Source organism: Desulfoluna butyratoxydans (assembly GCF_900699765.1).
In the GTDB taxonomy this organism is placed as follows: domain Bacteria; phylum Desulfobacterota; class Desulfobacteria; order Desulfobacterales; family Desulfolunaceae; genus Desulfoluna; species Desulfoluna butyratoxydans.
Genome location: NZ_CAADHO010000001.1, coordinates 989,020 through 1,011,407 on the forward strand (window position 1 = coordinate 989,020; position 22,388 = coordinate 1,011,407).

The window sequence follows — 22,388 nt, forward strand, 5'->3', positions numbered from 1 at the left end:
GGAGGGGCAGTAGACGTCAGCTGGCCACATCAGGCGGCGATACGAAAAAAACAAAGGTGGGTAAAGGAGGCCCGGCAAGCGCTCCGCAAAAGGAAGGGGACCTTATGAAACAAGGGCGGATCACAGCCGGAAACCGATGGGTTATTATACTTAAAATCCACGGGGAGGTCAAAAGCGCCCCCGGGAAAAAGCCCTGTTGCCCTCGGCCTGATCTCACCCCTTGACGGTCAGCACCCCCACGGCCAAGAGGACCAGGGCGGCCCCGGCCATCTGGACGGGGGTCAGGGCCTCGCCGATGAACACCCAGGAGATGAGCCCTGCAAAGATCGGCTCGGTGGTGGCCGTGATGGAGGCGTTGACGGAGCTGATATTCCTCATGCCCGCCACATACAGGAGAAAGGGAGCCACGGTCCCGATCACCACCACATAGAGGCCCCAGAAGAGAAACGCGGGATCCGCGCACATGCCCACAAAGGAGAGGGGGGCGGAGGCAATGTTCCAGGTCACCGCCGCCACGAAAAAGGCGTGGAAGGTCACGGCCCTGGGATCGTAGCGCCCCACCAGCCCTTCCCCCAACAGGGTGTACACGGCAAAACTCACGGCCGAGGCCAGCCCGCTGCCCAGCCCCAGCAGGTCCAGCTCGGACAAATCGAAGTCATAGGCGCCCGAAACGAAGTAGCACCCCAGCACGGTGACGGCAATGGCCGCTGCCGAAAGCAGGGTGGGCTTTTTGGACCCAAAGGCCAGGGCCCAGAAAAAGATAACCACCGGTGCCATGTACTGCATGAGAATCGCAACGGCCACATGAATTCGGCTGATGGCAAACAGGTAGGTAAACTGCACCATGGCCATGCCCAGGAACCCCAGGGCCAGGATGCGCGGCAGGTCACGTTTTTCAACGCGAAACAGGTCCGGCCGCGTCATGGCGATCCACAGACCGATAAGCACCGCGGCCAGGGTGGCCCGCATCTGGACCAGGCCCGCAGGGGTCACCCCCATGAGAAACAGGTGTTTGGCCGCTGTTCCGGAAGAGGCCCACCCCAGGGCCGCCGTCAGGATCATCAGGGTCCCTCGGGCTTTTTGCGCAGGGGTCGTGGTGGGGGTGTCCATCTCAGGTATCGCCATCGTTTCCTCTTTTCTCCATACCGCAGGCTTCAAATCGCATCAAAAACGCCTGGATTCTCAGAATAACGCGTCGCGACAACGACATCCGCCCATTTACCGAAGGTGCGTGCCGCCGCATGAGTTTTTGCACAAGCATCGATTATGGTGTATCATATTTTATTAAGTTTGTTCATCAGTGACGCCGCCCTCCCCACAGGGCGAGCCTTCCCGGCCTAATGCCAACCGCGTCACCGTTCCTACATAACAGATCTGGAGTGATCATGAAGCGTGTCGCTATTTCCCTTGTCGTCATCACCGCATTGTCAACAGCGCTTTACTTTGGGACCAAACAGGCCCAGCGCTGGAAAAGCACGTCGGTTCAACAGGCCGTCGAACAGGAACAGGAGCGATGGATGGTTGATGTGGAGAAGCTCAAAGGAGAGGTCAAGGACCTGCGTGAAGAGCTTTACAGCGATACCACCATGGAGACCCATGAACAGAAGGTAAGCGAGGTTCTGGGAACCCCCGAGGGCATCGCCCAGCCAGCTTCCGGCGAGGCCGACGGCTGCTCGGAGTCGGAGAAACGGCTGATCTCCTTTTTTGATTACCTGGGGAAAAAATACCCCTCGGATCAAGCGCCCCAGGCCCGTTTTGAGAGCGCCCTCACCCGCCTGGCGAGCAACCCGCCGGAGATCGTGGAAAAAGACCTGGACACCCTGGCCCTTTTCCGTAACATCGCCCACCTCTACCGCACCCTGGGGGCCAAAGACATCATGGCCTTCAAAGGGTTCCTGGACAAAGAGCCCGATGCAGTGGAAGCGTTTCTCCCCGATCTCTACAAGGTCATGACGGACAGCACCTGCCACCAGGTGGTCCCCGCCGCCTGCACCCCGGAGGTGGAAACCCTCTACGCCACCTACTTCCTCCACACCCTGTCCGGCAGGAGTTACCTCCTCCGGCGAAATTCCAGGTACCGGATCCTGGCCACGTACTACGCCGTGCGTGTGCTCCACCGAGCCGACCAGTCCGGCACCAACATCTACGGCGTGGACGTCCTCAAAGCCTTGGAAAGCCTCCAGAGCGACATCGCTCTTTACAAAGGCCTTGCCAGGCAAAAAGAGTACCTGGCCACCCTTGAGGAGATCAGCGCCAGCTACCGCAACCGGTAGAACAACCCATACCCGGGAAAACGGTCTCACCCGCGGGTACCGATTCCCCCTTACGTAACATTCCAGCGGACCTGAGAAATCATGAGAGAGCTCCTGCGATATGAAACCAGGGGAATCCTGGTATCCAAATCCCTTGTGACCGTCTCCGACGGTGTCACCCTGACCCTGTATGATTTTAAAACCGACTCGTGGGAAAACAAGCCGGTCCTGCTCTTTGTGGCGGGCTGGCTCTCGGCCCTGTCCGGATGGCATGAGGTCCTTGAAGAGATCACGCCCCACTACCGTGTCATCTACATGGAATCCCGCGAAAAGCGAAGCGCCCGGCTCCCCGCAGGCCCCCTTCCCCGCTTTGACATCGACCGGCTCGCCGACGACATCGGCGAGGTGGCGGCAGAGCTCGTCCCTCCGGGAACGCCCCTCTACGTGGCGGGCAGCTCCCTGGGCTCCACGGCCCTGACCCGGGCCATGTCCGGCGGGAGGATCGCCCCCAAAGGGGCCTTTCTCATCTCCCCGGTCACCGCCTTTGCCTTCCCCGCCTGGGGCAACTTCATCATCCGATTCCTCCCCCCCTGCTTTTTCACCGTCATCCGCTACCTCATCGTCTGGTACCTGGTCAACTTCCGGGTGGACAAGAAAAAGGAGCCCGAACAGGCCCAAAAATACACCCGCACCGTCATGGACGCCGAGCCCATTCGCCTGAAGGCCAACGCCGGTGCCCTGAACGGCTACACCATATGGGACGACCTGCCCGGGGTTGCCACCCCGGTGGTGGTCATCGGGGCGGCCTCCGACAAGTTGCATGGGGTGGAGGAGATCACGAAGATGGCGGGCAGCATGCCCGAAGCAAGGGTGGAGGTGATGGAGAGCAACAAAGAGACCCACAGCGGACGCGCAGGGCGGTTCATCGCCGAGGGCATGGGAACAGGCCCGAAAGAAGAGGCAAGGGCCACGGCACCATAAAAAAAGGGGGACCTTGTCAAGTCCCCCCTTTCACGGCATATCATAATGTGTATCAGGCTGCCGGAACCAACCGCGTATCTTGTCCGTAACGCTCAGCGGACAACCGGTTTCGCCTCGGCATACCGAGCCCCATCACATTCAGGCGTCGTCCTTCTTGTCCCCTTCGATCTTCTCGTTTTCAGTCTCGGAAACGGATTTCTTGAAGTTTCGGATGCCCTTCCCGATTCCTGAGCCGATCTCGGGAAGTCGCCCGGCGCCAAAAATGATGAGAATGATGATGAGGATGATGGTAAGTTCCATCGGACCAAGTCCAAACATCTGTTCCCCCTTCATGCAAAGGTCTGTGTGGGTTTTAGTATACATCACAGTTGTTCACGCGACCACCGAACATACCACCGGCTTCGGCAGGGTGTCAATCTTTATAACTGAAAAGGGATTCAATACATTATGAGCACATTTACCCCTCAAGGCAGGCCCCTTCTCATCGGGAGCCTCCCCCTGTCCGACCACCTCCGGGCCACTGAGCTCGTCCTCGCCCACACCCCCGAGATCCCCCTGTGGGTCCAGCTCCCATCAAACCCCAAAGAGGGAATGGTGGACCAGTTTCTCCCCGGTCTCCCCGGCCTCGTGGAAACCGAAGAGACCTCCTGGATCGACCCCACCTCCGAGGCCTTTGCCGAAGAGATGCTCGCCTTCTACGAAGCCTACCTCACCGTCAGCGAGGGGGGCGGCGACATCGAAGCGTCACCCTTCGGCATCTCCAAGGAGCGCGCCAGAGGTTTTTTCACGTTGACCGACATGGCACCCGGGCTGTCCGCCCTTGCCCTCAAAGGCCAGATCACCGGGCCGGTCACCTTCGGCACTGCGGTCAAGGACCAGGACGACCGGGCCATTTTTTACGATGACCAGCTCCGGGACATCATGGTAAAACACCTCACCATGAACGCCGCCTGGCAGGCCCGCATGCTCGGCAAATCCGGGGCACTGCCCATCGTCTTCTTTGACGAACCGGCCCTGGCGGGCTTCGGCACTTCCGCCTACCTCACCATCACCGAAGAGCACGTCATCTCCGCCTTGAACGAAATGGCCGAGGCCGTTCACAAGGAAGGGGGCCTGGCCGGGGTCCATGTCTGCGCCAACACCCAGTGGACCCTTTTGTTCGACGCGGCCATCGACATCATCAGCTTCGACGCCTACAGCTACTTCGACAAATTCATCCTCTTTGAAGCGCCCCTGAAGGCTTACCTGGACAAAGGCGGCATCATCGCCTGGGGCATCGTCCCCACCGGCGAAAAGGCAGACATCGAAAAGGAGACCGTGGAGAGCCTGTATGAAAAATGGGATGCCCAGATGCGCACCCTGGAAGCCAAAGGCTTTGACCGAAAGGCCCTCATAAACGCCACCCTCATCACCCCGAGCTGCGGCACCGGCTCCCTCTCCCTGGAGCTGGCTGAAAAGGTCCTGGCATTGACCAAAGGCCTCTCGGACAAGGTGCGCGCCCAGGCATAAGGCGATCCATGCCCGGTCACCATTCTGTACGCGGCCCCTGCCCGCCGGGGGCCCGTATGCTTCCTTTTCCCGCCCTTCTTTTGACGGCCGTATAAAATTCCTTCCCAAAAAGACAAACTCTCCCTTATAATGGGCGTTTGATGTCTCAATGGAGTAATAAAACGCCCGTGCATGGGCTCGCTGCGCGACCCCATGCATTACGGTACATCCGCAGACCAACGACCGACGCTTCCCCTTCGGAAGCGACGTCACGATACAGGCAGATTTCGGGACCAGGGTTCCACGGCAGGGAAAAGGCATGCCCCGGAAGCAGAACAGCGCTCCGTCGACGCCATGGCCCACGACCCGACAACACATTGATTGGAGGCTCCGCCCCCTCCCCAAGAAAAGGAATCCCCCATGTCCTCACCTGAAAACGCCGCCGTATTCACCGGTGCGAAAAAGTACGTCCTGGATGACGAGCTGGCCAAAATCGTCAACATCTCCATGGCCCTTGAAATGCCCCTGCTCCTCAAAGGGGAGCCCGGCACCGGCAAGACCATGCTGGCCCACGCCATCAGCGAGAGCCTGCGCATGCCGCTGATCACCCTCAACGTCAAGTCCAGCATGAAGCTGGTGGAGGCCCTCTACCAGTACGACACCCTGACGCGCCTGAACGACAGCCGCTTCGGCGACTCCACACGCAACGTCTCGGACATCGAAGAGTACATCGCCATGGGCAAGATCGGCCAGGCCTTCACCGCCGACAAGCGCGTGGTGCTCCTCATCGACGAGATCGACAAGGCCGACACCGATTTCCAGGACGACATGCTCGATGTCCTGGACCAGATGCAGTTTGATATCATGGAGATCGACAAGACCATCTCGGCCAGGACGCGCCCGGTGATCCTCATCACCTCCAACTCCAAAAAGGACCTCTCCGATCCCTTCCTCGGGCGCTGCAACTTCCACCACATCGCCTTCCCCGACCCCAAGGTGATGCGCCGCATCCTCCGTGTCCACTTCCCGGATATCAGCGACGACCTGGTGGAAAACGCCACCACCACCTTCTACAAACTCCGGGAGCTCGACGGCATCGAGAAAAAACCGGCCACCCGGGAACTCATCAACTGGATCCGTGCCCTCCAGGCTGACCCGGACTTCAAGGTCAAGCAACTGACCAAAGGGGACATCCCCTTCCTCGGCGTGCTCTTTAAAAAGAGCCCGGACTACAGCCGGGCCGCCAATCAGGTGACGCGCAGGCGGATGTTTTAACATGGCATGAGCACCCCCTGATGACTTCGCAACAGCGATTTTCCTAAGGAACGAATGGAACATCGCTGTTGCAACCGGAACGTTTTTGCGGAGCTTTTTTCAAAAAGCGACCCGCCGGAGGCACCATGTTCATCGACTTTTTTTACAAACTCAAGGAGATCGGGGTTCCGGTGAGCCCCACCTCCTTTTTGCGGCTTCAGAAGGCTCTCTCTTCGGGGCTGGTGAACTCCGTGGACGATTTTTATACGGCCGCGCGCACCATCCTCATCAAGAGCGAGCGCTACTTCGACATCTACGACCAGGTCTTTGCCTGGTATTTCAAGGGCGTGGAGATTCCTGAGGACGAAGGGCTGGAGCTGGACGAGGTGGCCCGGGCCATGCTGGACGAATGGCTCCAGAATCCCAAGGAGATGGCCGAGGCCCTGGGGATGGATGAAAACGAGCTCTCCAAATACACCCCGGAGGAGCTCATCGACTATTTCAAGAAACGCCTGGAAGACCAGAAAGAGCGCCACGACGGGGGCAACAAATGGATCGGCACCGGGGGCTACTCGCCCGTGGGCCACTCCGGGTACCACCCCGGCGGCATGCGGGTGGGGGGCGAATCGCGGAGCAAAAGCGCGGTAAAGGTGGCAGGGGAGCGCCGCTACAAGGACTACTCCGGGTACGGCCCCCTGACCCAGGCCCACATCGGCGAAGCCCTGAAACGCCTGAGGAACCTCATCCCGGCCGGGCCCAAAGACCAGATCAACGTGGACGAAAGCATCTACCAGACCATGAAAAACGGGGGGGAGATCGAGCTTGTCTTTGACCAGAGCCTGCGGGACCGCCTCAAGATCATCCTCATGATCGACAACGGCGGCTGGTCCATGGAACCCTACGTCAACGTGATCCAGACCCTCTTTGACTACGCCCGGGCCCAGTTCAAGGACTTAAAGACCTACTTTTTCCACAACACCATCTACGACAGCGTCTGGCTCGATGCCAGCCGTTACCGGAAACCCAAATCCATCGACGAGTTCGCCACCATCGACCCGGACACCCGGCTCATCATCCTGGGGGATGCCTCCATGGCCCCCTACGAACTCCTCTCACGGGACGGATCCATCTATGTGCAGGACCGAAGCGGCAAACCCAGCATCGAGCGGCTGAGGTTTCTCTCCGAAACCTTTCCCCACTGCGTCTGGCTCAACCCGGTCCAGGCCCACATGTGGGGCTACACCCGCACCATCCAGGCCATCGGACAGATCTTTCCCATGTACGAGCTCTCCCTGGACGGCCTTGAAGGCGCCGTCACCCACCTCATGGAAAAATAGACAAAGCATGCCTCCGGCGGGCAGGGGCTGAGCCCCTGCACCCCAGGCCTGCAAATGCTTCGGGGCTCGTTCCTCGCCCTGCGCATTTGCTGACGGGCGACGCCCGTTAGTAACTGAACAGGTACGGGGAATGAAGGCCGAAGTGCCTTCCCAGCCCGGTCTTATCGGTGTTTGGTCACGCCGATTTTCGGGCAGAGGTCGGCAACGGGGCAGGTGGAGCAAAATGGGGAGATGGGGCGACAGAGCACCTGACCAAAGGCCACGAGGATCTCGTTGTAGATGATCCAGTGCTTTTTCGGGAGCTTTTTCCGCAGGGCCATTTCGGTCTGGTCGGCGTTCTTGGTCTTGACGTAGCCGATGCGGTTGCTGATGCGGTGGACGTGGGTGTCCACGCAGATGGCCTCCATCTGGTAGCCTTCCACCAGAACGAGGTTGGCTGTTTTTCGACCCACCCCGGGCAGGGTAAGGAGCTCATCAAGGTCATCGGGGACCACGCCGTTGTATTTGTCCAGGATCATGGTGGAGATCTCCATGATCCGCTTGGACTTGGTGGGATAAAACCCAACGGGGTAGATGAGTTTTGCCACCTCCTCCTCGCCCAGGGCCAGGAGGGTCTCAGGTGTGTTGGCAACGGCAAAGAGGCGCCGGGCCGCAGGTGCCGTCACCTCGTCTTTGGTGCGCAGGGACAAGAGGGTGGCGATGAGCACCTCAAAGGGAGTGGCGCCAATGCCCGCCATAAAGGTAATCACCGGTGCGTTCCACGCCTTGTAGGCGTCTTTCAAACGCTTTACAAACTCATTGATATCCAAAGCCATGGGGCCTTCCTGCCTTTTATTCGGGTCCTTGCCTGTCACTTTTTTTCCCTTTTTTCCTGGGCCGACCAACCAGCCCGCCCCTGCCCCACAATGGCAACATTCGGGGTCGGGTTCCCACCATACACGCAAACCGCCCTGCCTGCCAGTCGCCCCGGTAAAATTCCTTTTTTTTGACCTGAGTCAAGGCCTTTGCGTCCCGGACCGGTATGATGAGCCTTCGCCCGACAAAACGGACCGTTTCCCGCCAAGGAACCGAAACGGCCCCAAAGCCCAAGGGAGGAATCATGGCAGACATCATGCCCAGTTTCATCACCGAGGTCACGCGCCGCTCCGGCACCGTGCCCACCCGCTGTTACAACTGCAGCGCCTGCACCGGCGGGTGCCAGTTTGCCCACATCATGGACAGAAAGCCCCATGAGATCATCCGTCTCGTGCAGCTCGGCCTGAAAGAGGAGGCCCTGACCGCCTCCGGGCCCTGGATCTGCGTGGGGTGCAACACCTGCAGCATGGAGTGCCCCAACGGCATCGACATCCCCGCGGTCATGGACACCCTCCGGGAGATGGCCATTGCCCGTGACAAGGTCCCCGACGAAGAGATCTACCATTTCCACCGGGAAATGCTGGGCTCGGTCAAGCGCCACGGCCGCACCCACAAACTCGAGATCATGATGCGCTACAAGCTGGCCACCCGGGATTTTTTCAGCGACATGGACCTTGGCGTCCGCATGCTCACCCGGCGAAAGCTCCACATCCTGCCCTCGCGGGTCAAGGCCCTGGGGGATATCCGAAACCTTTTCAAAAAAGCGGGGTAATGCCATGAAATGCGAAACGCGCCCCATGGAAGTCACCTGGTTTCCCGGCTGCTCCATGAAGACGTCGGCCATGGAAAACCATGAGTCCTTTAAGATATTCTGCGAGGCCATCGGCATCCGCCTGGTGGAACTTCCCGACTGGAACTGCTGCGGCAGCTCCTCGGCCCACAGCATCGACCGGGACCTGGCCTTTGACCTGGTGACACGGAACCTGGCCATGGCTCCGGCAGGCAGGCCCATTCTCACGGCCTGCCCCAGCTGCACCCTTCGCTTTAAGGAGGCCCACCACCACCTCACCGAGAGCGCCGATGCCCGCACCCGGTTCCACAGGCAGTGGGGAATCCCCTTTGACGAGTCCAAACAGGTCATGCACTTCTTCGAACTCATTGACGGCCTGGACATCTCGGCCTTTGTCCAGGGTGAAAAGCCCCTTTCAGGCCTCACCTACGCACCGTATTACGGCTGCATGCTGGCCCGACCGCCCCAGCTCAGGCGTCAGAAAAATTTCCACGGCCTCATGGAAAAGATCCTCGGGACCTTGGGGGCCAGGGCCGTGACCTGGCAGGGCCAGAACAGGTGCTGCGGCACCTTTCTCTCCGTGGCCCGCCCCGATGCGGTCACCGAGGTGGTCAACGGCATTGTCCAAAGCGGACAGAATGCCGGGGCCGAGTGCCTCATCACGGCCTGCGCCATGTGCCAGCTCAACCTGGAGATCCGCTGCGACCTGGGCCAGAGGCTTCCGGTGCTCCACTTCTCCGAAATCCTGACCCTGGCCCTGGGCAAGGGGAAGAACACGGACCAGTGGATCAAGCGCCACCTGGTGGACCCGGCCCCGTTGCTGACCGCCAAGGGCCTGATTTAACGCTGTGCTCCGGAGCACTGAGCCCCTCTCTTTTTTAACGCGGCCCCTTGATTCCACCGGCCATGCCATAGTATGGATGTTTCACGCTTAAAACATTGGTCATCACCAGGCACGGAGGGTTCAGATGATGGCGAGCCAGCACCACGAGGCGTCCCGGTTCTTTCTGGAACGTGAACAGCACCTTGCGCGGATGGTCCGGAGGCGGGTTCCCGGCTACGGAGACAAGGTGGCCCTGGAAGACCGGGCCGACGGCCCCTGGACCCACATCACCTGGAAGGAGATGGAACAGACGGCCGACGCCCTGGCCAGGTCCCTTCTGGCATGCGGTATCGGGCCCGGAGACCGGGTGGGCATTTTCTCCCAGAACCGCTCTGCCTGGACCCTTGCCGACCTGGCCATCCTCTCGATTCGCGGGATCACCGTCCCGATATACGCCTCCAACTCCACCGACGAAGCCGCCTACATCGTCAACGACGCCGGGATCCACTGCCTCTTTGTCAACGATCAGGAACAATACGACAAAGCCCTTGCCATGGCAGCCCGGGGAGCCCCCCTGAAACGGGTGGTGGTCTTCTCACCCGGGGTTTGCCTGAGCCCGGATATCGAAAGCCACAGCTTTGAGGAGTTTCTCGATCTGGGAAAAGAAAAACCGGAGCTGCAGCGAGCCCTTAGGCGCCATCTCTCCGAGGCAAAGGGAAGCGATCTCTACACCATCATCTACACCTCCGGCACCACCGGCAGCCCCAAAGGCTCCATGCACACCCATGAAAGCATGCTCACCGGCCTCTACAGCACCGGCCACCCCTCTCCCATGTCGGAAAAGGACGTCTCTTTGAGCTTTCTGCCCTTGAGCCACGTCTTTGAGCGAAGCTGGACCTGGTTTGTCCTCTGCCGGGGCGCCCGGAACGTTTACTGCCACGATCCCAACGACGTCCAAGAGTTCCTCTCAGAAATTAGGCCCCACTTCATGGTCAGCGCCCCGCGCGTCTGGGAAAAAATCCACAGCACGGCCATGGAAAAGCTACACCGGGCCTCCCCTGTCCGCCAGGCCCTATTTCGATGGGCCCTGGGCATCGGGGGCAGGCGAAACCACCTTAAGAACAGCGGACGGTCCGTGGGCATGGCCTTGAGGATCAACTATGTGCTGGCGGGATTTCTGGGATTGGGAAGGCTTCGGACCGTCACCGGAGGACGGGCACGGTTTATTCATGTGGGCGGGGCTCCCCTTAACCCCGAGATCGCCGATTTTTTCATCAGCGCAGGCATTCCCATGGGGCTGGGCTACGGCCTCACCGAGGTCTTTCCCCTGTGTGTCCGATCCATGGAGGACATGGCCCTTGAGACCAGCGGCACCTCCATCCCCCTGATGGAACTGCGCACGGGCGCCCACGGAGAAATTCAGGCAAAGGGGCCCTGCGTGATGCAGGGATACTGGAACAGGCCCGAAGAGACGGCGCGGGCCTTCACCGAAGACGGATGGTTCAAAACCGGGGACGTGGGGCGTATCACCCCCGAGGGCCATGTCTGCGTCACCGACCGCCTCAAGGAGCTCATCATCACCTCCGGGGGCAAGAGTATCGCCCCCCAGACCATTGAGTCCGCCCTCAAGGAAGATGTCTATGTGGAGCAGGCCGTGGCCGTAGGCGACGGCAAGCCCTACGTTTCGGCCCTTGTGATCCCGGCGTTTCCCATTCTGGAGTCCCTGGCCGAGGTGATGGAGATTTCATGGGACGACCGGGAATCGCTGGTGACCCATCCGGAAATCGTCAGCTTTTACAAGTACCGCATCGACCAGTACACCCAGCGGCTTGGCCGCGTAAAAAAAATCAAACGGTTCACCCTGCTCCCCACGGAGTTCACCCAGCGGGCCGGAGAGCTCACCCCCACCATGAAGGTAAAACGCCGCGTCATCAACGAGCGGTACGCCCAGGTCATCGAAAAGATGTATGCCTGACCGCGCCGGGCTCGGTAAGCAGGCCGGGCGTCGTTTGGCCCCCTGTGTCCCTGTCAGGGGGTGCCACCGGTCAGCACAAGGTACACAAACACCATCAGCACGGCCGCGGCAAACACCCCGGCCACCACCCACACGGTGCTCAGCGGGCTCCCGGTCCCCTGGTGGGCGTCGCGCTTCTTTTTCTTTCTGTACTCAGACAATTTCACAACTTTTTTCATCATCAGACGATCCTTCTCCGAAACATGAATTAGCCACACCCCCGCCGCACCGGACCGCCCGATCCGTCCCACGACGCCTGACGCCATGCATGGCCCGTTATTTCATACGGTGTGTACCGACCACCGACGGCCCCTTTACCATAGTGATTTACAAGGAATGGCGTTTTTTTTCCAGCCCCAGGTCTGCGATCCCGCCTCCGTGCCGTGGCACGTTCCCCGGTTGCGCCCACCCGCCACCGACGGAATGCACGCCCCTGCCTGGCAGCGGCAACTGTATCCTTTGGAACCACCCCCGCTGTATCCATGGATACTTTTTGACACACCCCTGTCCGGGAACCCAACATGCCAAAGCAGCCCCCGTCCTTAAAAATAACAAAAGATCTTCGCCCGTTACTTTCTTATTTCAAAGTTTGGCACCGATCATGCAGTTTTCTCACAGCGAAACGGAGCACAGGCAGAAGGCTCACCCCCCCCTCGAGTCTCCTGCCGAACAACCGCCGGGGCTCTGCCCTCGTCACACCGCAATGGGTGGGGCCCCGGTTTCTTTTCGAACTTGCAAAAACCATAAAAGCACGATCTCCTACCTGCGGACGGGCTCTTCCGTCTGCCCCTGACTCAAACAACAGACCAACAGCGACACACACACATACTCCTCAACCAACCCGCTCCGGTGCGCCCCCCGCACCGGAGCCCCCCTTCCCCGGACCGTCCTTCCGTTCCCATTTCGCAATAAAAGTGATACAACGTCCCTGCTTCACAGGTTACACGGCCGTCACGGCCATCGGCAAGATGCGCCGGAGCCCGTCATCGTCGACCACGCCTCGCAAGCCCTCCGCCTGTGACACGGAACCCGAACCGCAACCAACCTCCCTGGTGTTCGACGCTTTGCGAGGCCATCAGCCAAAGAAGGCGACCAATCATGAATGATCGGATTCACAATTTCAGTGCAGGGCCCTCGGCCCTTCCCACCGCCGTGATGCAGGAGATGCAGGAAGGCCTGCTGAGCTACCGGGGCAGCGGCATGTCCGTGATGGAGATGAGCCATCGGGGCGATCTTTTTATGGGGATCATCGAAGAGGCGCGCACGCGCATCAAGCGCCTGTACGGTCTGTCCGATGACTACGAGGTGCTGTTTGTCCACGGAGGCGCCAGCCTGCAGTTTGCCATGATTCCCATGAACTTCATCGGTGAAGGCCAGATCGCCGAGTACATCGAAACCGGCACCTGGTCCACCAAGGCAATCGCCGAGGCCCGCATCCAGAACAAGGGGGTCCGTGTGGCCGCCAGCTCCGGGGACCGCGAGTTCTGCTACATCCCCAAGGTTTCGGACATCTCTGCCGACGCCCCCTTTGTCCACATGACCACCAACAACACCGTCCGCGGCACCCAGTGGCACGACCTGCCCGACACCGGCGGCGTCCCCCTCATCGCGGACATGTCCTCGGACATCCTGAGCCGCCCCCTGGACGTCTCCCCCTTCGGCATGATCTACGGCGGCGCCCAGAAAAACATGGGCCCTTCGGGAACAGCGGTGGTGATCCTTCGCAGGGACATGGTGGAGAAGATTCCCCAGACCCTGCCCACCATGCTCTCCTATCGCACCTACGTGGATAAGGAGTCCATGTTCAACACCCCGGCCACCTTCCCCATCTACGCCATCTCCCTGGTGACCAAGTGGCTGGAAGAGACCATGGGCGGCCTGGCCGCTGTGGAGGCCGTCAACAAACGCAAGGCAGGTGCCCTCTACACCCTCATAGACGAAGACGACTTCTACTGCGGCACGGCCGATAAGGCGAGCCGCTCCCTGATGAACGTCACCTTCCGGCTGAAAGACCGTGAGCTGGAGCCCCTGTTTGTGGAACAGAGCCTGGCCTCGGGCCTTGCCGGCCTCAAAGGGCACAAGTCCGTGGGCGGTATCCGCGCCTCCATCTACAACGCCGTCTCCGAAGCCTCCGTGGCCGCCCTGTGCGAGTTCATGAACGACTTCAGGCGCAAACACCGCTAAGCACCGGGAAGCCGGAGGGCCACCCGGGCCTCCGGCGAAAACCCCTTGCAATGCAAGAGAGATCACCGCATTATCATATGACTGACCATGCCCTTGATTCGTGGAAAGACAAGGTTCCCCTGCTTTCCCAAAAACCCGTTGCCGATGTAGAGAAGGCGGTTTGCAGGCGGCGACGCCTTGCCTCGGTCTTTCCCGCCGAAGAGAACGTCTTTCGGGCCCTCTCCCTCACCCCCTTTGACCAGGTCAAGGTGGTGATCCTGGGCCAGGACCCCTACCACGGCAAGGGCCAGGCAGACGGGCTGGCCTTTTCCGTTCCCGACGGGGTCAGGATTCCCCCGTCGTTGCGCAACATTTTCAAAGAGGTGGCCCGGGACACCGGCCGCCCCCTTGACGAAGCCTCAAGTGACCTCTCCCGCTGGGCGCGACAGGGCGTTCTTCTCCTCAACGCGGTGCTCACCGTGGAAGAGGGCAAGGCCGCGTCCCACGCAAACCTGGGCTGGAAGGGGATCACCGACGGCCTGGTCCACGCCCTGAGCGCCGGCAGGTCCGGCCTTGTCTTCATGCTCTGGGGAGGCTACGCCCGGGGAAAAAAACACCTCATTGACGAGGCAAAGCACCGGATCCTGGAAGCGCCCCACCCCTCGCCCCTGTCGGCGCACCGGGGATTCATGGGCTGCGGCCACTTCAGCGAAGCCAACCGCTTTCTGGCACAACAGGGCAAAACCCCTGTATCCTGGTAACCCAGGCAGCCGGGAAGCTCCAGCACCGACACCAACAACGAAGAAAACCATATTAATGCAAATCCTTCGACCTTAGGAGAAAAACACCATGCAGGATCTTACCGCAGTATTCAAGACCTCCAAAGGCGACATCCGCCTTGCCCTCTTTGCCGAGAAAACCCCCTACACCGTGGCCAACTTCGCCAACCTCGCCAAGCGCGGGTTCTACGACGGCCTCAACTTCCACCGCGTCATCAACGACTTCATGGTCCAGGGCGGCTGCCCCCTCGGTACCGGTACGGGCGGCCCCGGCTACCGTTTTGACGACGAGTTCGACAACAGCCTCCGCCACGAGCGCCCCGGTATCCTCTCCATGGCCAACGCGGGCCCCGGCACCAACGGCAGCCAGTTCTTCATCACCCACGTGCCCACCCCCTGGCTGGACGGCAAGCACTCCGTCTTCGGCAGCGTCATGGGCCAGGCCGATCAGGACGTGGTCAACAGCATCGTCATGGGCGATGAGATCACCTCCGTCACCATCGAAGGGGACACCGACGCCCTCTTTGAAAAGTGCGCGGACAAGCTCGCCGAGTGGAACAAGGTCCTCGACAAAGAGTTCCCCGCCAAAGCATAGCCCTGCATCAAACATCGCCCCCGGCAGCCCTGCCGGGGGCAAACCCTTTCATTTGGACCGCGCCCATGCAGATTCTCCTTCTCTCCGACATCCACGGCCACACCGAACACCTTCCCAAACTCAAGGAAGCCATTGACCGGGCGGACCTCGTCTGCCTCTGCGGGGACCTCACAAGCTTTCAAGGCCCTGCCGCGGCCTTGCGGGTGGTCGATGCCGTGAAAAAGCCCCTGGACCACATTGTTGCGGTGTCGGGAAACTGCGATGAAAAAAACGTGGAAGAGAGCCTCATCAAAAAAGGGGTGGGAATCCATGGAAGGGTGCGGCAGGTGGACGGGGTCTCGCTTTTGGGGCTGGGGGGATCCCTCATCACCCCCTTCGGCACCCCCAACGAATACAGGGAAGAGGAGCTGGCATCCATGCTGGAGCTCGCCATGGAAGGCGCTTCGGAAGCAGCCCCCCTGGTCCTTATCTCCCACCAGCCGCCGTGGGAGTCCTGCGCAGACCGCCTGGCCTCGGGGGTTCACGCGGGCAGCCATGCCGTGGCGGCCTTCATCGACACCCACCGTCCCGTGGCCTGCCTCACCGGCCACATCCACGAATCCTGCGGCATCGAAAACCGAAACGGCACCCTCATCGTCAACCCCGGTGCCCTGGCCCAGGGCCGGTATGCCATGGTCTCCATAACAAAAAAGGGCGCCGAAGCAGAGCTCGGAACCCTTTCATAACACAAACGCCTGTGGCAGGCCTGGGAAACGAAGCCCGGAGACATGCGAGATCTTACAGCAGCTTGAGGGTGTACCCCAGCTGCAACCCGGCATCGGGGCTGTTGTCGAAAAAGAAGAGGTTTTCGATGATACCGAACTCCAGCACGCCCGGCCCCACCACCTTTTTAAAGCCCATGGTCAGCTCCACCACCGGCTCTTCCAGCTCCGGGTAGTCTGCCACGGCCGAGGCGTGGTTGAGGCTGATGACCCAGGAGAAGGTATCGCTGGGCATGTACTCGAAGCTGTTCATGGTGGAGTACCTGAAGCGCTCCAGATCGAGGTTTTCGTCCCCGTCCCGGGTGTAGACGGTTCCACCGATCCCGTGATAACCGGCAAAGGCGCCCCGCCGCCAGCTCCAGATCCCCTGCAGGGTCACGTCCGTGCCGCTGTTCTCCTGGCTGTCGTAGATCCGTGACGTGGGCAGTTTCACAATGGCACGGGCCGTCAGCATGGGCCACTGGGAGACCAGCATGGAGGCGGAAAGCTGCACGTCCCCGGTGATGACCCGGTTCAACTCATCGCTCTTGTCGTGGGCCACGTTGTTTTTGTCCACCGTAATGTAATGGCTGGAGTCCCGGGGCCAGTCATCCCGATTGTGCTGCCCCACCCCGATCATGGAATGGAACCCCTCGATAAACCCGTCCAGCACCCCGCCCCCTTGGATGGCCACGGGAATTTCAAAGCCCAGGGTCATGCGGTCCCCGACCCGGTAAAGGACCGACGGCACAAAGGCCAGGGTCTCCACGTCAAAAAGAAAGCTCCCGTGCTTAAGCTCGTCGGTGTCTTTAAAATCGACCCAGTCAACGGACCGGTCCGACTCCACATGATACACCCAGGTATTGAGCCAGCGCACGTCCATGCCCACCTCCACGCGCCCGGGCATGGAATCGGTAAAAGGGCTGGCAAAGGCAGGAACTGTCCGGAAAAATTCACCGGCCCCCAGGGCGGGAACTCGGAAAGGCCCCAGACCGGCTGAGGCAATGGAAGGGGACAACATCTGACAAACAAACAACACAGGTACCACACAAAACAACATCCATCGGCAACGCATCAAACACCTCATACCAACTTAAAAATCTCACGGCCCGGCACGCCCTCAGGCGCACATTTCCGTTTTTGCCGGAGCCTTTATCTCCCCCCCGTAAATCCTTGCATGCACCCCTCCTTAGCACAGAGGCACATGAAAAAACACAGGCAAATAGCTACCTGTTCCTATCCATAGAAACATTTTCATTGCGGGGCACGCCTTTTTCTGATTATAGTCTGGCGACACCGACCCCGAAGATGAAACACCGCCACCGAAAAACCTGCCGGTTTCACGCGGGTCCGTCCCTGCTCACCCCCTGTATCCAAGGAGACATAAAAAAATGAAACGCCTTACTATATTGACGGCAGCCCTGGCGTGCCTCTTCCTCACCACCGCCCCGGCCCTGGCAAAAAAACCCGTGGTTATCGGAATCTCGAAAATCGTGGCCCACCCGGCCCTGGACGCCCTTGAAAAAGGGGTCATGGACGGCATCACCGAACGGTTCCCAAGGGCCGTCTTCGACCTGCAGAACGCCAATGGCGAACTCTCCACCGCCGCCTCCATTGCCCAGAAGTTCAAGGCTGAGAAGGTGGACATCTCCGTGGGCATCGCCACCCCCACGGCCCAGGCCCTGGTGAACACCATCAAAAATCACCCGGTGATCTACTGCGCCGTCACCGACCCTGTGGACGCGGGCCTCATCCGCTCCTTCGACCAGGGCGAAAAGAACATCGCCGGTGTCTCGGACCTCACCCCGGTGAAAGAGCAGATCGCCTTTCTGGCAAAGGTGAAAAAAATCAAAACCCTGGGCCACATCTATTCCAGCAGCGAGGCCAACGCCGTGCGCCTGGCCGAGCTGGCCGAAGAGGCCTGCAGGGAGCTGGGCATCGCCTTTGTCCCGGCCACGGTGAGCAACTCCGCTGAAGTAAAACAGGCCATCCAGACCATCATCCGGCGCGTGGACGGCATCTACATCAGCAACGACAACACCGTGGTCTCGGCCCTGTCCGCCATCACCGATGTGGCGGCAAAACACAACAAGCCGGTCATGAGTGCCGACCCCAGCTCCGCCGAGACCATCCCGGTCCTGGCCGCCTGGGGCTTTGATTACTACAAAATGGGTCGCCGTACCGGCCGCCTCACGGCCGACATCCTCTCCGGCACCGACCCGGAGACCGTCCCCACCATTTTTATGACCGACCCCTCGGACATCGACCTGCTCCTGAACCTCGACGTGGCCGAATCCCTGGGCCTCTCCTTCCCCGAGGAGGCCGTGAAAAACGCGGCCACCCTCATCAAGGACGGCAAGGTCATCAAACAATAAACAAGGCAACATTTTTGTAACTATTCAGCTCATCAAACAGCCTCCGGCGGCAAGGTGAGCCACCTTGAAAGCAGGTTGCGGATGCGTTTTGCCCCTCGTTCCTCGGGTCAAATCACATCCGCCTTTAAAATAAAACTCACCAAAAAGATTTTTTAAAACCTGTTTGTTAAACCTGCCTTTATAAAATCAGGCAAACGTTTAGCCCCCGGCAGGGCCGCCGGCGGCAAAGATGGGCTTAATCGTTACACCAAACCATACGCAACTGGATAGACGAAATGATTGAAGGTATTTTTGTTGAGGGCCTGATCTACGGGATCATGGCCCTCGGTGTGTTTTTTACGTTCCGGATCCTTGATTTTCCGGATCTTACGGTGGACGGCTCCTTTCCCCTGGGCGCGGTGATCATGGCCATGGCCATCCAAAAAGGGGTCTGCCTGTCGGCGGGGATCCTCCTGGCCTTTTCCGGCGGAGTGGCCGCAGGGGCGGTAACGGCCCTCATCCACAACAAGCTCAAGGTGCCCCACCTTCTGGCGGGGATCCTCACCATGACCATGCTCTACTCAGTAAACATCCGCATCCTTGGCAACCGGGCCAACCTGCCCCTCATGCGCAAGGAGACCCTCCTCACCAAGGCCACGGCCCTTACCCAGGGCACCCTCTCCGAGGCGTGGGCCCTGCTCCTCTTTTTCGTGCTGGTGGTGCTGGTCATCAAGGTGCTTTTGGACCTCTTCTTCCTCACGGACATGGGCCTCACCTTCGGGGCCATGGGAGGCAACCCCCAGATGGTGATCTCCCAGGGGGTCAACCCCGCCACCTACAAGGTCATCGGCGTGGGGCTCTCCAACGGCCTTGTGGCCCTGTCCGGTGCCTTTGCCGCCCAGTACCAGGGATTTGCCGACGTGAACCTGGGCCAGGGGATCGTGGTCTCGGGCCTGGCCTCGGTGATGCTCGGGGAGTTTCTCATCCGCTCCAACCGCATCTCCATGCTCACCCTGCGAGTGGTCATCGGCGCCATTTTTTACAAGGCCATCATGTTCTTGGGGCGATACTACGGCTACACCATCCACCTCACCCCCAACGACCTGAAACTTGTCTCCGGCGTCCTCATTATCGGCGCCCTTGTGATTACCCAGATGAAAAAACCGGCAAAGGGGGCCAGATGATCTCCGTAGAAAACGCCACCCTCACCTTCAACGCCGGAACGCCCAACGAAAACCGGGTCTTCGATGCCCTCAACCTCTCGGTGGACAAGGGGGATTTTGTCACCGTCATCGGCAGCAACGGGGCGGGAAAAAGCACCTTGTTCAACCTCCTGGCCGGAACCGTCACCCCGGACGCCGGTCGCATCGTCTTAAACGGCAAAGATGTCACCAAGGCACCGGAATACGTCCGCGCCAGGACCATCGGCCGCATTTTCCAGGATCCCCTGGCCGGCACCGCCTCCAACATGACCCTGGAGGACAACATGATGGTCTGCCTCAAAAAAGGGTTCAAGGGTCTCCGCATCAGCCTCAACCGGGGGCGACGAGAGTTCTTCCGGGAGCAGCTCCGGTTCCTCGACATGGGCCTTGAGGACCGTTTGAAAGATAACGTGGGGCTCCTTTCCGGGGGGCAGCGCCAGGCCCTGACCCTTCTCATGATGGTCCTTTCGCGTCCCGAACTGGTCCTTTTAGACGAACACACCGCAGCCCTGGATCCCCGCAATGCCGACATCGTCCTTTCACTCACCACCCATTTTGTGAAAGAATACGGTCTCACCACCATGATGGTGACCCACAACATGCAGCAGGCCATCAACCTGGGCAACCGACTCCTCATGATGGACGCAGGAGAGGTGGTCCTGGACATTCGCGGTGAGAAGAAAAAAGACCTCACCGTGGACAAGCTGGTGGCCATGTTCTCTGAAGTCCGAAACAAAACATTCACCAGTGACGAAGCCCTCTTGTCCCGTTAACAGCACAATCGGAGCCCACACATGAACCCACTCGGACGCGTTTTCCTCTCCCTTGCCGCCCTGCTCTTGTTCACCCTGCCCGCCCACGCCTTTGACGGCGCGGACTACCTGCTGGGAAGTAACGACACCGACCGCACCCACAAGCTGGCCATCGGGATGCGGATCCACGACGAGATCAAGGCCATCCCGGAGCTTCCCCATGACCAGGGGGACCTGAGCTGGCTCCTCGCCTATGAGTATCACTCCAACGTCGCCTACTGGCAGATCGCCCTGGGCTACACCCCGGAGAGCAACACGGACAGGGACGCCGAAGTCATCACCCCACAGGTGAACCTGATCTTCAAAGAGAGCATCTACCGGCTGGGGCTGGGGGCCTTGACAAGCTATGTGGATGAAGACGGAGAAACCGACTGGACCGACGTGTACTGGCAGGCCATCGCGGGCATCGAAATCTCCCTGGGCACCCACGCTTCCATTGGCCTTTTCGGCTGTTACGTCTTCAACAAGTGGGAGGACATCACCGACTCCGGCGACAACGGCCTGGCAGGCAACCTCCTTCTCTCCTGGGCTTTTTAAAAAAGCAGGCCTCCGGCGGCGATTTGCCCCTCGTTCCCAAGGGCAAATCGCCGGTGCCTCTCCAGCCCCCCTCCTTTCCTGACCTAAGTCAATGACAGCTGCACCCACTGTGCTAAAAAACAACATCAAAAACATGATGCCGCATTCGGCAACCTGATACATCCACCATGTATCCCCGGGCAAGGAGGGATAAGCGCGGATGTAACAGGTCCATGGGTTGCCCCGAGATGTCGCCATCCCGACAGCCCTTTTGCCGGAGATGTGCTATACACCCTCTACGTGCCACCGCCTTCAAAGGGTGCTTGATTGTCCCGGGCTGCCCCGTCACCATCTGCACCCGGCCGGGGCCGATTCACAAAAGAACCGTTCAACCCGAGGTAACCAGGCCCATGTTCAGCCGCATTTCCCACCGTCGTATGTCCCAGATCTTTTTTCTGTCCCTTACCCTTTTTATCGGATGGCGCTTTGCCCTCTGGGCCGCAGCCCTTGCCCAGGGCAAGATCCCGTCCGTCGTCCGGCCTCCTGCGGTGGACGCCTTTCTTCCCATCAGCGGCCTGCTGAACCTCAAGTACACCCTGGCCACGGGTACCATCCACGGGGCCCATCCGGCGGCCCTGCTCCTCTTCCTTGCCGTATGTGCCTCGGCCCTGCTCGTAAAAAAAGGCTTCTGCAGCTTTGTCTGCCCCGTGGGCTTTGCAGGGGAGATGGCAAGCAAGCTCGGCCAAAGGACAGGACTTGCCCGGCCCCTGCCCAGGTTCCTTGACATCCCCTTGCGGGGCATCAAGTACCTCCTCCTCGGTTTTTTCCTCTGGACCATCCTTGTCAAAATGCCCGTGCCCGCCATCCGAGGCTTTCTCTCGGGCAGCACCAACCTCACCGCCGATATTCGCATGTTCCGGTTTTTCGCCCACCCCTCCACGGGGTCGCTGGTCACCCTGGGCCTGTTCCTTGTGCTGCCTGCCCTGATCAAAAACGGCTGGTGCCGCTACCTCTGCCCCTACGGGGCCCTCCTTGGCCTCCTCAGTTTCTTCAGCATCCTGAAGATCCACCGCAGCGAAAGCGCCTGCACCCATTGCGGACGCTGCGCAAAGGCCTGCCCCTCTTCCCTTGCCGTGGATCAAAAAAAGGTGATGCTCTCCGACGAATGCACCGGCTGTCTTACCTGCGTGACGAGCTGCCCGGAAAAAGAGGCCCTTCGCCTCTCCACCTCCCCCACGGGAACGCCCTGGTCACCCAAGGCCGTTGCCCTTCTCATGGTGCTGCTCTTTTTCCTCACCGCAGGGGCAGGCCGCCTCTCCGGCAACTGGAAAAGCCACACCTCCGACAGAACGCTCAGGATGGAGGTCATGAAAATGAACATGCCCGTGAAACGCATGTAAGCGGTACAGAAAAAGCCTCCGGCGGCCCTGCCG

The 22,388-nt window shown here is 60.1% G+C and carries 22 protein-coding genes; 17 read left to right on the forward strand and 5 right to left on the reverse strand.

The features are described 5' to 3' along the window. Positions 1 to 213: 213 nt before the first annotated feature. Positions 214 to 1,125, reverse strand: a complete 912-nt coding sequence (locus MSL71_RS04170) for an EamA family transporter (RefSeq protein WP_180137391.1) — start codon at positions 1,123 to 1,125, stop codon at positions 214 to 216. 260 nt (positions 1,126 to 1,385) lie between these two features. Here MSL71_RS04170 and MSL71_RS04175 point away from each other — a divergent pair, with 260 nt between their 5' ends. Both MSL71_RS04175 and MSL71_RS04180 read left to right on the forward strand, forming a co-directional pair. Next, complete coding sequence (locus tag MSL71_RS04175; protein WP_180137392.1) at positions 1,386 to 2,273, forward strand: hypothetical protein; 888 nt, start codon at positions 1,386 to 1,388, stop codon at positions 2,271 to 2,273. Between the two features lie 81 nt (positions 2,274 to 2,354). Continuing rightward, on the forward strand, positions 2,355 to 3,233 hold the full coding sequence (locus tag MSL71_RS04180) for an alpha/beta fold hydrolase (RefSeq protein WP_180137393.1): 879 nt from the start codon (positions 2,355 to 2,357) through the stop codon (positions 3,231 to 3,233). Positions 3,234 to 3,371: 138 nt separating this feature from the next. Here the strand turns inward: MSL71_RS04180 and MSL71_RS04185 are convergent, their stop codons facing one another. Further along, positions 3,372 to 3,596, reverse strand: a complete 225-nt coding sequence (locus MSL71_RS04185) for a twin-arginine translocase TatA/TatE family subunit (RefSeq protein ID WP_484482034.1) — start codon at positions 3,594 to 3,596, stop codon at positions 3,372 to 3,374. A gap of 84 nt (positions 3,597 to 3,680) precedes the next feature. On the opposite strand from MSL71_RS04185, the gene MSL71_RS04190 reads away from it, so the two are divergent. From MSL71_RS04190 to MSL71_RS04200, 3 genes are all read left to right on the forward strand, one after another. Further along, entirely contained in the window at positions 3,681 to 4,742 is a 1,062-nt protein-coding gene (locus MSL71_RS04190) for a uroporphyrinogen decarboxylase/cobalamine-independent methonine synthase family protein (RefSeq protein WP_180137394.1), read from the forward strand. A gap of 399 nt (positions 4,743 to 5,141) precedes the next feature. Further along, positions 5,142 to 5,996, forward strand: a complete 855-nt coding sequence (locus tag MSL71_RS04195; RefSeq protein WP_180137395.1) for an AAA family ATPase — start codon at positions 5,142 to 5,144, stop codon at positions 5,994 to 5,996. A gap of 125 nt (positions 5,997 to 6,121) precedes the next feature. Then, positions 6,122 to 7,312, forward strand: coding sequence for a vWA domain-containing protein (locus MSL71_RS04200; protein WP_180137396.1), 1,191 nt, complete (start codon positions 6,122 to 6,124; stop codon positions 7,310 to 7,312). 161 nt (positions 7,313 to 7,473) lie between these two features. Here MSL71_RS04200 and MSL71_RS04205 read toward each other — a convergent pair whose 3' ends face one another. Continuing rightward, positions 7,474 to 8,127 (reverse strand): endonuclease III domain-containing protein, encoded by a 654-nt coding sequence (locus MSL71_RS04205; RefSeq protein WP_180137397.1) that lies wholly within the window; start codon positions 8,125 to 8,127, stop codon positions 7,474 to 7,476. Positions 8,128 to 8,411: 284 nt separating this feature from the next. Here MSL71_RS04205 and MSL71_RS04210 point away from each other — a divergent pair, with 284 nt between their 5' ends. The 3 genes from MSL71_RS04210 (at position 8,412) to MSL71_RS04220 (ending at position 11,755) form a co-directional block, all read left to right on the forward strand. Next, positions 8,412 to 8,939, forward strand: a complete 528-nt coding sequence (locus MSL71_RS04210) for a 4Fe-4S dicluster domain-containing protein (RefSeq protein WP_180137398.1) — start codon at positions 8,412 to 8,414, stop codon at positions 8,937 to 8,939. Between the two features lie 4 nt (positions 8,940 to 8,943). After that, positions 8,944 to 9,801 (forward strand): CoB--CoM heterodisulfide reductase iron-sulfur subunit B family protein, encoded by an 858-nt coding sequence (locus MSL71_RS04215; RefSeq protein ID WP_180137399.1) that lies wholly within the window; start codon positions 8,944 to 8,946, stop codon positions 9,799 to 9,801. Between the two features lie 124 nt (positions 9,802 to 9,925). Continuing rightward, entirely contained in the window at positions 9,926 to 11,755 is a 1,830-nt protein-coding gene (locus tag MSL71_RS04220) for an AMP-dependent synthetase/ligase (protein ID WP_180137400.1), read from the forward strand. A gap of 53 nt (positions 11,756 to 11,808) precedes the next feature. On the opposite strand, the gene MSL71_RS04225 is transcribed toward MSL71_RS04220, so the two are convergent. Beyond that, positions 11,809 to 11,976, reverse strand: a complete 168-nt coding sequence (locus tag MSL71_RS04225) for a hypothetical protein (protein ID WP_180137401.1) — start codon at positions 11,974 to 11,976, stop codon at positions 11,809 to 11,811. A 916-nt stretch (positions 11,977 to 12,892) separates the two neighbouring features. Between MSL71_RS04225 and serC the strand changes: the two genes are divergently transcribed. From serC to MSL71_RS04245, 4 genes are all read left to right on the forward strand, one after another. Beyond that, positions 12,893 to 13,978 (forward strand): 3-phosphoserine/phosphohydroxythreonine transaminase, encoded by a 1,086-nt coding sequence (gene serC / locus MSL71_RS04230; RefSeq protein ID WP_180137402.1) that lies wholly within the window; start codon positions 12,893 to 12,895, stop codon positions 13,976 to 13,978. A 77-nt stretch (positions 13,979 to 14,055) separates the two neighbouring features. Continuing rightward, positions 14,056 to 14,718 (forward strand): uracil-DNA glycosylase, encoded by a 663-nt coding sequence (gene ung / locus MSL71_RS04235; protein WP_180137403.1) that lies wholly within the window; start codon positions 14,056 to 14,058, stop codon positions 14,716 to 14,718. An 88-nt stretch (positions 14,719 to 14,806) separates the two neighbouring features. Further along, positions 14,807 to 15,331, forward strand: coding sequence for a peptidylprolyl isomerase (locus MSL71_RS04240; RefSeq protein ID WP_180137404.1), 525 nt, complete (start codon positions 14,807 to 14,809; stop codon positions 15,329 to 15,331). A gap of 65 nt (positions 15,332 to 15,396) precedes the next feature. Beyond that, positions 15,397 to 16,056, forward strand: a complete 660-nt coding sequence (locus MSL71_RS04245) for a metallophosphoesterase family protein (protein WP_180137405.1) — start codon at positions 15,397 to 15,399, stop codon at positions 16,054 to 16,056. Positions 16,057 to 16,108: 52 nt separating this feature from the next. Here the strand turns inward: MSL71_RS04245 and MSL71_RS04250 are convergent, their stop codons facing one another. Further along, positions 16,109 to 17,158: a DUF3187 family protein gene (locus MSL71_RS04250; RefSeq protein ID WP_343052499.1), complete on the reverse strand. Its 1,050-nt coding sequence runs from the start codon at positions 17,156 to 17,158 to the stop codon at positions 16,109 to 16,111. 304 nt (positions 17,159 to 17,462) lie between these two features. Here MSL71_RS04250 and MSL71_RS04255 point away from each other — a divergent pair, with 304 nt between their 5' ends. From MSL71_RS04255 to MSL71_RS04275, 5 genes are all read left to right on the forward strand, one after another. Beyond that, on the forward strand, positions 17,463 to 18,446 hold the full coding sequence (locus tag MSL71_RS04255) for an ABC transporter substrate-binding protein (protein WP_180137407.1): 984 nt from the start codon (positions 17,463 to 17,465) through the stop codon (positions 18,444 to 18,446). Positions 18,447 to 18,721: 275 nt separating this feature from the next. Then, a complete protein-coding gene (locus MSL71_RS04260; RefSeq protein ID WP_180137408.1) occupies positions 18,722 to 19,609 on the forward strand; it encodes an ABC transporter permease in 888 nt (295 codons plus the stop codon). Then, complete coding sequence (locus MSL71_RS04265; RefSeq protein ID WP_180137409.1) at positions 19,606 to 20,400, forward strand: ABC transporter ATP-binding protein; 795 nt, start codon at positions 19,606 to 19,608, stop codon at positions 20,398 to 20,400. The genes MSL71_RS04260 and MSL71_RS04265 overlap by 4 nt, the downstream gene beginning before the upstream one ends. A 21-nt stretch (positions 20,401 to 20,421) precedes the next feature. Further along, positions 20,422 to 20,976 (forward strand): hypothetical protein, encoded by a 555-nt coding sequence (locus MSL71_RS04270; RefSeq protein WP_180137410.1) that lies wholly within the window; start codon positions 20,422 to 20,424, stop codon positions 20,974 to 20,976. A 389-nt stretch (positions 20,977 to 21,365) separates the two neighbouring features. Next, positions 21,366 to 22,355, forward strand: coding sequence for a 4Fe-4S binding protein (locus MSL71_RS04275; protein ID WP_180137411.1), 990 nt, complete (start codon positions 21,366 to 21,368; stop codon positions 22,353 to 22,355). Positions 22,356 to 22,388: the final 33 nt, after the last annotated feature.